A 12,216-nucleotide genomic window follows, 5' to 3' on the forward strand; every position below is an offset into this window, starting at 1 on the left:
GCTAACGTCGAATGGCTCAAACATGCAGCGGCTTAAAACCTTGCCCAACGCAGCTCCGACGGCGCGCGCCACGGGGAATGTCATGCATCGTCAGCGTGAACTCGCCATTCGCTAACGTCGAATGGCTCAAACATGCAGCGGCTTAAAACCTTGCCCAACGCAGCTCCGACGGCGCGCGCCACGGGGAATGTCATGCATCGTCAGCGTGATGGCGACCACTCTTGTCGCTGCCCCGCCATGTAAACATCACCGCGAAGCGGTTCGCCATATTTCCAAACACGATGGGAATGGCGCTACCAACCAAGCTCTAGATACAGTAATCCCCCCACACCGCCTGCACCGCCGCCACCGCCGCCAGCGCAGCGGTTTCGGTACGCAGGATGCGCGGGCCCAGTTTCAGCGGAGTCCAGCCGGCATCCAGCGCGGCACTTTCCTCGCGGGCGGAATAACCACCTTCCGGCCCGGCCATCAGCCAGGCCCGCTTGGGTGCGCTGGCGATATCCGCCAGCTTTTGCGTCCCCAGGGGCGACAGGATCAGGCGCGCATCCGCCTGCTGTTGCTGCTGCAGCCATTCATTCAGACTGAGGATGGGCAGCACCTGCGGCAAGGTATTGCGGCCGCATTGCTCGCAGGCAGATTGCACGATTTCCTGCCAGCGCTGCACCCGCTTGTCGGCCCGGTCGCCGGACAGCTTCACCACCGAGCGTTCGGCGGCAATCGGCTGAAACAGCGATACGCCCATTTCCACCCCCTTTTGCAGGGTGAATTCCATGCGGTCGCCACTGGAAATGGCCTGCGCCAGGCCCAGCCAGATGGGCGATTCGCGGCTGATGTCGTCAAAGCGGGTGATTTCACAGCTGGCATCGCGCTTTTGCAGTGACAGCAAGCTGGCCTGGTATTCCCCACCCTGTCCGTTGAACAGGGTCAGGCTGTCGCCTTCCTTCAGGCGCAGCACCTGGATGTGACGGACAACGGCATCGGGCAGCGACAGGGTTTGGCCTGCCGCCAGGGCTGTTTCGATAAAAAACCTTGGCATGGCGTATTGAAAGTCCGTGGTGATAACGGTATTTTGCTTTGTTTGCTGCAGTTGCAACAACTCGTCTTTGGCAAGTGGCTATTCTGACAGCTTTTCCCGCCAGGCCCGGCCCTGACGACGCATGACGCGTCCGCATTCCTGATGAGCACCACCATTGAATGGGGGCATGGCATGCCGGATTTGCAACTATTCTTCCAGAGTGAGCCAAGCTTACCCTACCTTGCCCGCAGCGGCTGACCGATAGCAGCGGGACCCAGGAGAACATAATGCAGGTGGTTGAACAGGTGATGCAGGTTGTCCGTGACGTGGCACGCCAGGAGGTGATGCCGCGCTTTTTGCGCGTGGGTAAAACGCGCAAGGACGACGGCTCGCTGTTTACCGAAGCCGACATGGCCTGCCAGCAAGCGCTGGGCGAACTGCTGCCGCGCGTGTTGCCGCACCCGGTGCTGGGCGAGGAAATGACGCGCGAAGAGCAGGATGCGCTGTGGCAGGACAACCCTGACGGCTTGTGGGTGGTGGACCCTATCGACGGCACCACCAACTTCGTCAACGGCCTGCCCTACTTTGCCATTTCCGTTGCGCTGGTGGTGCGCGGCGTCAGCGAGCTGGGGGTGATCTACAACCCGGTGTCAGACGAAATGTTCTATGCCCGCCGCGGCCAGGGGGCCTGGCTCAACGGCCGTCGCCTGCCCTTGAAAACCACCCGCAACAGCATGGGCGATGCCATTGCTGCGGTGGAAGTGAAATACCTGCGCTCCGGCAAACTGGCGGCACGCATGAGCAGCGTGGCACCGTTCGGCAGCCAGCGCAGCATGGGTTCCAGCACGCTGGACTGGTGCTTTCTGGCAGCAGGCCGCTACGACCTCTACCTGCATGGCGGTCAGCGGCTGTGGGATTACGCTGCCGGCGCGGTCATCCTGGAAGAAGCCGGCGGCCGGCTGGCCAGCCTGAATACTGACGACTACTGGACGGATACCGTGTGGAAACGTTCGGTGATTGCCGCCATCGATCCCGAGCTGTACTGCCAGTGGCACCGCTGGGTGCGGGCGAATCAGTAAAAAAGCCCGTCAGGGCCGTTTCAACTTGTTGACAAACCGCCTCTCGCTTTCTGAAAAGAAAGCGAGGCTCGCTGCTTAAATTGGCAGGGAAAGGGCGGGGGGATTGGGATTAGACGGGAAGGTTGCGGAATCAGGTGCTTGGCCGTAAGGCCCGGCTTTGCCAGGTCCGGTGCAAGCGAACCAGATTACTTTGTCAGCAGCCTAAAACGCCCGTCAGGGCCGTTTTCCATTACCGATCCAACAATGCAGCAATCAGTAGTTTTCCGGGCAGAAATGCCGCTCCACCAGCTCGATCAGGATGTGCAGCACCTTGATGTGCAGCTCCTGCACGCGGTCGGCATACTGGCCGCCCGGTGTGTTGACGTAGACATCGGCCAGCGGTTCCAGCCGGGTGGCGGCACGGCCGGTGAGGATGATCACCTTCATGCCCAGCTCACGCGCCACGGTGGCGGCGTTGACGATGGTCTGGCTATTGCCGCTGGTGCTGATGCCGATCAGCACATCGCCAGCCCGGCCATGGCTTTCCAGATAGCGCGAAAACACGTGTTCGTAGCCAAAGTCGTTGGCCACGCAGCTCATGTGGCTGGGGTCGGAAATGGCAATGGCCGCCATGCCGCGCCGGTTGTTGCGGTAACGGCCGGTCAGCTCTTCGGCAAAGTGCATGGCATCGCACATGGAGCCGCCATTGCCGCAGGAAAAGATGCGGCCACCGGCGGCCAGGCTGGCAATCAGTTGCTGCGCAGCGGCCTCGATGCTGGCCAGCGCCTCTGGATTAGCCAGCAGATTGTTCAGTGCAGTTTGCGCTTCAGTCAGGCTGGACTGGATATGGGAAATCATCAGCGATCCATCATGCTTGCGGGCAAAGGCACACTGCCATTGCCACCAGTAAACAGGGCTGGCTCTTGTGCCAGCCCCGACATCATACCCCGATGCCCTCTGCCACAGGAAATGGCAGGCGGGTAAATTTCAGCGAAGCACGATCAAGGCCGTACCGGCACAGCTGACAAAAGCGCCCAGCCAGGCCACCAGCGCCGGCGGCTGCTTGTTCACCCACCACAGCATGGGCAGGATCAACACCGGGCTGAGCGCGGAGAGCATGCCCACCGTGGCCACATTGGCATGTTGCAGTGCCAGCATGATCAGCGTCATGCCCAGGCCCAGCGCCACCACGCCGTTCAGCCCCGTCTGCCCCAGCATGCGCAATGTATAAGGCCCACGGCTCCTGGCCAGCGGCAGGCCACCCAGCCACAACACATTATGCGCAAGGCAAGCCACACCCATGCGGATGGCCGAGGCAGTGACCGGCTCCAGCCCGCCGGCAATGGCCGGTTTGGCAAAGAAGGTGCCCAAGGCCTGGCACAGTGCTGCCGCCATGCCCAGTGCCACGCCCAGCTTGAAATGGGCCGGATGCTCCCAGGCCTTGCCTTGCTGCTTGCCACGGCCAAATGCCACTGCCAGCATCACGCCGCCAAACACCATCACGCTGCCGACAAAGGCCAGCAGGCTGAGCTTTTCCTGCAGAAACAACATGCCCAGCAGTACGGAAAATACCGAGTGCGTGGCAAACAGCAGGCCGGAACGCCGCGGCCCCAGCCGGTTCATCGCAGAAAAATACAGGGTGTCGCCCAGGAAAATGCCGGTCAGGCCGGAGAGCAAGGCGGGCAGCACATTGGCCCACTGCATGCTGTGCCAGCCGCCAATGGCCAGGCTGATGCCGCCCAACAGCAGCGTCATCAGGCTTAGCCGCAGGCGGGTAAAGGTGAAGGGGCCAAAATGCATGGCCGGGCCGGCGCCCAGAATGGCGCCCCAGGCCCAGCAGGCTGCCGCGCCCACGGCGGCAAGGTCGTACCACATGACAATCCAGTCAGTCCCCGGCACAGGGCCGGATAGGTGTTGGGAAAAGTGCCAGCTTACCTGTCCGGCGGCCACTCCGGCCAGCGCGGTGCCGTGTCGGCGAGTAGCCAGGGCCGGTCATGGCTGGTCCAGATATGCTGACTGGCCTGCTGTGCCGGGGCCTCGTCCAGCGTGGCCACGCGCAGGATGACATAAGGGCTGCCCTCGCGCTCGGCCAGCAGATGGCTGCCGCACTGGCTACAGAAATGGCGCAGCTTGCCGGGGGAGGACTGAAAACTGCCCAGCTGTTCCACGCCACACAGCCAGCGGAAATGCTGGCGCAGCACCCCGGCCGTTGGCACAAAGGGCGCGGCATGGGCTTTCTGGCAAGTGTGGCAATGACAATGGCTGACGGGCAGGTCCAGTTGATCCGCTTCATACGTGATGGCACCGCACAGACAGCTGCCTAGCATGGCGCACCGTCCAGCAGGGTGATTTCCACCCGCTCCTTGCCCTTGCCGATATTCTTGCGCCTGAGTGCAATGTGGCCCACCTCGCCGGTACGGCGCAAGTGCGTGCCACCGCAGGGCACCCGGCAGTAGCCGGGTACTTCCCAGTAGCGCCGCTGGGCTTCCATGTCGGAGAAGGCGCTGACAATCTCGCTGTCAGCATCTATCAGGCCCTGCACCCTGGCCGTGATGGCGGGCAGATGCGGGGTGATGGGTTCGGGCAGGGCAAAGTCGATGCGCGCCTTGTCCGCCGCAATGTGTGCGCCGATTTTCTCCACCCCGGCAAAGTCGCGGTAAATGGTTTCCAGCGTCAGTTCGGCGGCAAAGTGCAAGCGCATCAGGCGGTAGCGGCGCGGCCAGTCAATGGCCACCGTCACCTGCGCCCCGGCAGTCAGACCATGCTCCGGCGGCAAGGTGTAGACAATGTCCTGTCCCTGTTTTTCCGCCAGTTCGACAGGCCAGCCGGCAATGGTGCCGGCATCGCTTTCCTGCCCGCCGGAAAAGGCATAGAAGATGGTGTCCTGCAGCCATAACTGCTGGCCGTCCACCCGCGCCACGGTGGTGGTGAGCGTGGTCTGGTAGGGATCAGTCCAGAACAGCTTGCCGGTCACAGCATGCGCGCCAGGTAGTCGACCAGGCTCATCGGGTAGCTGAATGGCTGGCCCAGCAGTTGCTGGTACACATTGCGGTACTCGGCATGCTTGGGCTGCAAGACCAGTGCCTGGGTCAGCGACTGCACGGCCGCGCGCGAATCGCCCAGTTGCAGCTGGGACATGGCCAGGATGAACCAGGCTTCATGAATACGGAAATTCAGCGACAGGGCCTGGCGGGCCAGCAAGGCCGCCTCCTCATAGCGTTCGCTGCTAAAGGCGCTGCCCAGCTGGCCAACGCTGCCTTCCAGTACCGGCAAGCTGGTTTGCTTGCTCAGCACCAGGGTATGGCCGTTGCCGACATTACTGTCGCTTTCCTCCTGTGCTTCCAGCAGCCAGTAAGCGCCCAGACCTTGCTGGTTGAACCAGTTGAGTGCATCGAACAGGCCTTGCAGGGTGAACACGTGATAATGCGTGCGCCAGGGCAGTTCCGGTAGCAGGGATTGCGGCGTCACCCTTTGCTCGAAGGCCTCGACATGGGCCTGCAAGCCGGTAATCGGCCGCACGCTGTCCTCCACCAGCGCATCGCGCTTGGGGACGATCATGAAATTGATGCCGCCCGGACGTAGCACCCGCAACCATTCCTGCCAGGCGGTAAAGATGGCAGGCAGGTGCTCCAGCACATGCGAACTGGCCACGTAGTCCAGCTCGCCATTGGCAAACGGCAGGTCGGTAGCCTCGGCCACCACATCCACCTGATCCACCCCGCGGCCATGCCGCTGCTGTTCGGCGGCATACACCCGGTAGTCGGCCAGGTCGCGTTCATCCACATAGCGCACCCCGTCACACGGCGCCACGCTGATGCAGTCGGCCGGAGCCAGCGGATTATGCGCGCCGCGCCCCAGCTCGATTCCCTTGCCCTGCAAGTACTGTGTTGCCAGTTCCATGATTCCTATCCTTGTTGCGCGCTCAATTCAGCGGATAGCCGCTGATAGACCTGCTGATCCAGCTTTTCCATCATGCGCTCCGGGCTGGAGAGCGCGGTAAAGCCATATTGGGCATACAGGCCATGCGCATCCGCCGTGGCCAGCATCATGCGCCGCAGGTTCTGCAGGCCGGGATGCGCCATGATGAAAGCCATCAAGGCCTTGCTGATGCCCTGCCCGCGCCACTGGGGCAGCACAAAAACATCGGCCAGATAGGCAAAGGTGGCCTGGTCGGTAATCATGCGGGCAAAGGCCACCTGCTGACCGTCGGCATAGGCACCGAAGCACAGCGAGCCCGCCAGCGAGCGCTCGAAAATGTCACGCGGCAACCCCGCAGCCCAATAGGACTGCTGGCTGAGGTAATGGTGAATCATGTCGCGGTCCAGCCGGGCCGGATCACAATCAAATTCCAGTGGCAGCGACTGAGGCATGCGCACGCTCCGTAATGGTCGGTGCCGGATGAGGCCGACACGGTGTCTGCATTCAATGCCACGGCAATGGTTGCCGGATCAAGGCATTGCTGCCCGACAAGGCGGTATGGACGCGCCGGTCAGGCCAGCTGGCAGTGTCGACCGGAAGCCGTTTGCGGTCAACGGCTATTCACGGTGCATGCGCTGTTTACAGTATTGCCAGCAGCGTTGCAGCCAGCTATCCGGGGCGGCATGTGTCGCCACCGCTGTGGGCACTTCGCCTGAGGTCTGGCTCAGGCGGGCATATTCATGCGCCGACAGCTCTTCGGGCAAGGAGGAGGACCGGGCTTGCCGCCTGTGCTTCACCCGGGAAAAGATGCGTACCATGCTGACATTTCCTGTGCAAAAACCCGGCCTGACTGGGAATAAAAGATGACAGGCCATGAATTGCACATTTAATGCCAAAGTCATTAAAGTGCCAAGTCGTGGTGATTACCTATTGCTGCTCAGCTGGTACTCAGGGCGACATCAGGCGGCAGCTGTCCGCTTGTCGGCCCGCATTTGCAGCAGGCCGGCGGCCGAATACAGCAGCAAGGCCAGCCAGATCAGGCTGAAGCCGAACAGCTTGCCGCTATCGAAGGGCTCACCAAACAACAACACGCCCAGTGCCAGCTGAATGGTGGGGCCGATGTACTGGATCAGTCCCACCGTGGCCAGCTTCAGCCGTCGCGCGCCGGCGGCAAACAGCAACAGCGGGATGGCAGTCACCACGCCGGCACCCACCAGCAGCACATCCAGCGACAGCGCCTGATGCAGGAAAGCACCCTGCCCCTGCCATTGAAACCAGCCCAGCGCCAGCAAGGCCAGCGGTGCCATCAGGAAGGTTTCCAGCGCCAGTCCCTCCAGCGAGGCCAGCGGTGCTTTCTTGCGCAGCAGGCCATACAGGCCGAAGGTAGCCGCCAGCGACAGGGCAATCAGCGGCAAGGTGCCGGTACACCAGGTAATCCAGGCCACACCGGCCGCAGCCAGCGCCACCGCCGTACGCTGGATGGGCGTGAGCTTCTCCGCCAGGAACAGACGCCCCAGCAAGACATTGAACAGCGGGTTGATGAAATAACCCAGGCTGGCTTCCACCACGTGGCCGGCATTCACCGCCCAGATGTAAATCAGCCAGTTCAGCGACAGCATCAGCGAGGACAAGCCGAAAATGGCCAGCTTTTGTGGCTGGCGCACTGCCTCGCCCAGCCAGGCCCAGTTGTGGCGCACGGTGAGGATGCCGGCCACAAACACGGCAGACCAGACAATGCGGTGACAGAGAATCTGCAAGGCAGGCACCTGGTGCAGCGGCTTCCAGTACAGCGGAAACAGGCCCCAGATGACGAAGGCAATAAACGCAAACAGGACGCCACGGGTGGCATCCTGACGGGAAGGGATAGCGGACATGACACGCTCGATGACTGGTTTTTTGATTGTGCAGCTTAACGGCTTCTGCCGCGCAGAAAAACCATGGCTGCCATAACATGCTGTTCTGCCAGACAAACAATCGGCCGCGGCAACACGGCCAGACCATGCTGCACTGGCACAATCGCCGCAGTTGACCTGCCTGTCCGTCAATACCTTTGACGTTGACGTAAACGTAAGCTACAGTCCGCCACATGAAGCCCCTGCCACTGCGCCTGCCAAAAGGCTGCTCTCTGGCAGCAAAACGGCCTACAACATAATGAAAGGCGGGTGCTTTCTTGCCGGAAAACCCGCCCCCGCCACAAGCGAAAACAAGCCGCAGGCCGTACCGGCCACCTTACCGGACAGGACCTGAGCGGCAGGAGGAGAAACCATGTCGATCCGTCATGTTGATCTGGAAGAGAAATACACCGCCCCCACCGGCCAGGTGCTGATGACAGGCATCCAGGCGCTGGTTCGCCTGCCCATGCTGCAACAGGAGCTGGACCGTGCAGCCGGGCTGAATACCGCAGGCTATGTCACCGGCTATCGTGGCTCGCCCCTGGGCAATGTCGACCAGACCATGCAGAAGGCCGAGCCCTACCTCAAGCAACACAATGTGGTGTTTCATCCCGGCCTGAACGAAGACCTGGCCGCCACCGCGGTGTGGGGTACGCAACAGGTCAACATGTTCGAAGGGGCCAAGTACGATGGCGTGTACGCCATGTGGTACGGCAAGGGCCCCGGCGTGGACCGCTCCGGCGACGTGATCAAGCACGGCAACGTGGCCGGCACCAGTGCCAAGGGCGGTGTGCTGCTGGTGGCCGGTGACGACCACGCGGCCAAGTCCTCCACCTTTCCGCACCAGTCCGACCACATCCTGGCCGCCAGCATGATTCCGGTACTGTCCCCGTCCGGCGTGCAGGAAGTGATCGACTTCGGCCTGCACGGCTGGGCGATGAGCCGCTACTCCGGCTGCTGGGTTTCCATCAAGGCCATTTCCGACACCATCGAAAGCTCGGCGGTAGTGGACATTTCGCCGGAACGCTTCAACTTTGTCATTCCGCAGGACTTCCCCATTCCGGAAGGCGGCCTGTCCATCCGCTGGCCGGACCCGCCGCTGGTGCAGGAAAAACGCGTACTGCACCACCGCCTGTATGCCGCGCTGGCTTATGCCCGCGCCAACAAGCTCAACCACATCACGCTGGATTCGCCCAAGCCGCGTCTGGGCATCATCACCTGTGGCAAGAGCTATCTGGACGTGATGCAGGCGCTCGACGACCTGGGCATCGACGAAGCCCTGGCCGCCGACATCGGCCTGCGCATCTTCAAGGTGGGCATGGTGTGGCCGCTGGAACCGGAAGGCGTGCGCCACTTTGCCGAAGGGCTGGATGAAATCCTGGTGGTGGAAGAAAAACGCCAGATCATCGAATACCAGTTGAAGGAACAGCTATACAACTGGCGTGATGACGTGCGCCCGCGCGTGGTGGGCAAGTTTGCCGAAAAAGGCGAATGGGCATTGCCGCACGGCGACTGGCTGCTACCCGCTGCCGGCGAGCTGACTCCGGCCATGATTGCCCGCGCCATTGCCAGCCGCCTGGCGCTGATTTTCGACAGCCCGGTGATTCACGACCGGCTGAAGTTCTACGACGAAAAAGAAGCCCAGCTGGTGAAGCCGCGCGAAGCCATTGCCCGCGTGCCGCATTACTGCTCCGGCTGTCCGCACAACACCAGCACCCGCGTGCCGGAAGGCAGCCGCGCCGTGGCCGGCATCGGCTGTCACTACATGGCGCACTGGATTGAAGGCGACAGCACCAAAACCTTCACCCAGATGGGTGGCGAGGGCATTACCTGGGTAGGCCAGGCACCGTTCACCAATACCAGACACATTTTCACCAACCTGGGTGACGGCACCTACTTCCACTCCGGCCTGCTGGCCATCCGCGCGGCGGTGGCGGCCAAGGTCAACATTACCTACAAGCTGCTGTACAACGACGCGGTGGCCATGACCGGCGGTCAGCATGTGGATGGCTATCTGGACGTGCCGATGATTACCCGCCAGCTGGCGGCCGAAGGCGTCAAGCGCATCGTCATCACCAGTGACGACCCGGACAAATACCAGAGCGTGCAAGGCCTCGCTCCCGGCGTGGACGTGTTCCACCGCCGCGAACTGGACCGCCTGCAAAAAGAGCTGCGTGAAACCGAAGGCACCACCGTGCTGATTCACGACCAGACCTGCGCCGCAGAAAAACGCCGTCGCCGCAAACGCGGTGAATTCCCCGACCCGGCCAAGCGCGCCTTCATCAACGAAAAAGTGTGCGAAGGCTGTGGCGACTGCAGCAAGAAATCCGGCTGCCTGTCGGTGCTGCCGGTGGAAACGGCACTGGGCCGCAAACGCAAGATCGACCAGTCCAGCTGCAACAAGGACTACTCCTGCGTGGAAGGCTTCTGCCCCAGCTTTGTCACCGTGGAAGGCGGCAAACTGAAAAAGCAAAGCGGTGCCGCCGCCACGCTGGACAGCATGCCCACCCTGCCTGCGCCGCAGATTCCGGCGCTTGAAGACCCGTTCAGCATCATGATTACCGGCGTGGGCGGCACCGGTGTGGTCACCATCGGCCAGGTACTGGGCATGGCCGCCTATCTGGACAACAAGGGCGTTACCGTACTGGACATGGCAGGCCTCGCACAAAAAGGCGGCTCGGTGTGGTCGCACGTGCGTATTGCCAACAGCCAGCAGCAACTGCATGCCGTGCGCATTGCCGCTGGCGATGCCAACCTGGTGCTGGGCTGTGACCTGGTGGTCACCGCCGCGGAGGAAGCACTGGCCAAGATGCGCGAGGGCTTCAGCCACGCCATCGTCAACAGCTACGAATCCCCTACCAGCGCTTTCCTGAAGAACCCGGACGTACGCTTCCCCAGCCGTGCCATGAAGGATGCGGTGATCGAATCGGTCGGTGCCGGCCGCTTCTGGGAAGTCAATGCCACCCGTCTGGCCACCGCGCTGATGGGCGATGCCATTGCCAGCAATATGTTCATGCTGGGTTACGCCTGGCAGAAGGGCCTGGTGCCGGTGAGCGAAGAAGCGCTGATGGAAGCCATCCGCCTGAATGGCGCTGCGGTGAAATTCAATCAGCAGGCCTTTATCTGGGGGCGTCATGCCGCCCACGATCCGGGCCGGGTGGAAGCACTCACCAACCCGTCTTCCGTGGTGCAGTTTGTTCCACGTGAAACGCTGGATGGCGTACTGCATCACCGCGCCAAGGAACTGCTGAACTACCAGAACCAGGCACTGGCCGAGCGTTACAAAGCGCTGGTGGGCAAGGTTCAGGCAGCGGAACAAGGGCTGAACCCGGCCAGCAGCAGCCTGTCGCTGGCGGTGGCCCGTGCCTACTTCCATGTGCTGGCCTACAAGGACGAGTACGAAGTAGCCCGCCTGTACACCGACGGCGACTTCCTGCGCGAGCTTGCCAGCCAGTTCGAAGGTGATTACCAGCTGCGTTTCCATATTGGTGCCAGCTGGGTTACCGGTGGCGTGGCCAAGAAAATCGCCTTCGGCCCCTGGCTGTTCAAGGGCATGAAGTTGCTGGCCAAGCTGCGCTTCTTGCGTGGCACTGCACTGGACCCGTTTGGCTGGCAGTCCGACCGCAAACTGGAACGCCGGCTGATTACCGAGTTCGAGCAGCTGGTTGACGGCCTGCTGTCTGGTTTGAGCCTGGACAATCTGGCAACGGCTACCGAGCTGGTGAAGCTATACGAAGGCGTGCGTGGCTTTGGTCACATCAAGGAAGCGGCCTATCGTCAGGCCAGTGACAAACAGAAAACCTTGCTGGAGCAGTTTCGCCAGCAGGCCGGCAAACGCAAGGTAGCCTGATGGATTTGTGAGTGTTGTAGCAGTAAAGAGAGGGTGGTTCAGGCGCGGATGACATCATCCGCGCCCTTTTTTTGATCAAAAAATCCCGGTTCTGGTGAATCACTGCACTGTTTCAAGGCAGTGCCGATGCGACAAAAGCCTCGCTGGGCCATCAGGACAGCATCAGGCTCAGGCGGCGCGCTTCATCCAGCGCCTGGTCCACACCATTGTATTCATCCTGCCAGACCCAGATGCCATGAACCGCATCCAGCGCCTCCACCAGCCACAGCCGGCCATTGCTGCCCAGTGCCACCTGACGGGCACGCACCGGACGACGGTAGTTGAACATCACGATATCACTGGTTTTTTGCACAGCGGGGGTATGCTTGCGCGGGCTTGAAAAGAAGGGCATGGCGAAACCTCCTGTTGGGCGATATGCCACTGTTGGTACAGCAAATGCCGTGCCAGCTTTGTGCAAGGCAACATGAAAAGCCAGCGCAGCCG

The 12,216-nt window shown here is 61.8% G+C and carries 12 protein-coding genes; 2 read left to right on the top strand and 10 right to left on the bottom strand.

The features are described 5' to 3' along the window. Positions 1-307: 307 nt before the first annotated feature. Positions 308-1,036: a 16S rRNA (uracil(1498)-N(3))-methyltransferase gene (locus tag AWT75_RS09090; RefSeq protein ID WP_062788995.1), complete on the bottom strand. Its 729-nt coding sequence runs from the start codon at positions 1,034-1,036 to the stop codon at positions 308-310. A 272-nt stretch (positions 1,037-1,308) separates the two neighbouring features. On the opposite strand from AWT75_RS09090, the gene AWT75_RS09095 reads away from it, so the two are divergent. Then, positions 1,309-2,094, top strand: a complete 786-nt coding sequence (locus AWT75_RS09095) for an inositol monophosphatase family protein (protein ID WP_045846006.1) — start codon at positions 1,309-1,311, stop codon at positions 2,092-2,094. A 252-nt stretch (positions 2,095-2,346) separates the two neighbouring features. Here AWT75_RS09095 and gmhA read toward each other — a convergent pair whose 3' ends face one another. The 8 genes from gmhA to rarD all read right to left on the bottom strand — a co-directional run bounded on the left by gmhA (position 2,347) and on the right by rarD (position 7,865). Beyond that, entirely contained in the window at positions 2,347-2,931 is a 585-nt protein-coding gene (gene gmhA, locus AWT75_RS09100; RefSeq protein WP_062788943.1) for a D-sedoheptulose 7-phosphate isomerase, read from the bottom strand. 129 nt (positions 2,932-3,060) lie between these two features. Continuing rightward, positions 3,061-3,948 (bottom strand): DMT family transporter, encoded by an 888-nt coding sequence (locus tag AWT75_RS09105; RefSeq protein WP_062788944.1) that lies wholly within the window; start codon positions 3,946-3,948, stop codon positions 3,061-3,063. A 56-nt stretch (positions 3,949-4,004) separates the two neighbouring features. After that, positions 4,005-4,400, bottom strand: a complete 396-nt coding sequence (locus AWT75_RS09110; protein WP_062788945.1) for a GFA family protein — start codon at positions 4,398-4,400, stop codon at positions 4,005-4,007. Next, positions 4,394-5,047: an alanyl-tRNA editing protein gene (locus tag AWT75_RS09115; RefSeq protein WP_062788946.1), complete on the bottom strand. Its 654-nt coding sequence runs from the start codon at positions 5,045-5,047 to the stop codon at positions 4,394-4,396. The genes AWT75_RS09110 and AWT75_RS09115 overlap by 7 nt, the downstream gene beginning before the upstream one ends. Continuing rightward, entirely contained in the window at positions 5,044-5,973 is a 930-nt protein-coding gene (locus tag AWT75_RS09120) for a methyltransferase domain-containing protein (RefSeq protein ID WP_062788947.1), read from the bottom strand. The genes AWT75_RS09115 and AWT75_RS09120 overlap by 4 nt, the downstream gene beginning before the upstream one ends. Positions 5,974-5,978: 5 nt before the next feature. After that, positions 5,979-6,443 (bottom strand): GNAT family N-acetyltransferase, encoded by a 465-nt coding sequence (locus AWT75_RS09125; RefSeq protein WP_062788948.1) that lies wholly within the window; start codon positions 6,441-6,443, stop codon positions 5,979-5,981. Between the two features lie 165 nt (positions 6,444-6,608). Further along, positions 6,609-6,809 (bottom strand): hypothetical protein, encoded by a 201-nt coding sequence (locus tag AWT75_RS09130; RefSeq protein WP_062788949.1) that lies wholly within the window; start codon positions 6,807-6,809, stop codon positions 6,609-6,611. Positions 6,810-6,950: 141 nt separating this feature from the next. Then, entirely contained in the window at positions 6,951-7,865 is a 915-nt protein-coding gene (gene rarD, locus AWT75_RS09135) for an EamA family transporter RarD (protein ID WP_062788950.1), read from the bottom strand. Positions 7,866-8,256: 391 nt separating this feature from the next. Here rarD and AWT75_RS09140 point away from each other — a divergent pair, with 391 nt between their 5' ends. Further along, positions 8,257-11,733 carry an indolepyruvate ferredoxin oxidoreductase family protein gene (locus AWT75_RS09140; protein WP_045845954.1) on the top strand — a complete coding sequence of 1,159 codons (3,477 nt, stop codon included), beginning with the start codon at positions 8,257-8,259 and terminating at the stop codon, positions 11,731-11,733. Positions 11,734-11,884: 151 nt separating this feature from the next. On the opposite strand, the gene AWT75_RS09145 is transcribed toward AWT75_RS09140, so the two are convergent. Continuing rightward, the gene (locus AWT75_RS09145) at positions 11,885-12,124 is read right to left on the bottom strand and encodes a hypothetical protein (protein ID WP_045845953.1); all 240 of its coding nucleotides are present in this window, start codon (positions 12,122-12,124) and stop codon (positions 11,885-11,887) included. Positions 12,125-12,216: the final 92 nt, after the last annotated feature.

The organism is Aquitalea pelogenes (assembly GCF_001515305.1).
In the GTDB taxonomy this organism is placed as follows: domain Bacteria; phylum Pseudomonadota; class Gammaproteobacteria; order Burkholderiales; family Chromobacteriaceae; genus Aquitalea; species Aquitalea pelogenes.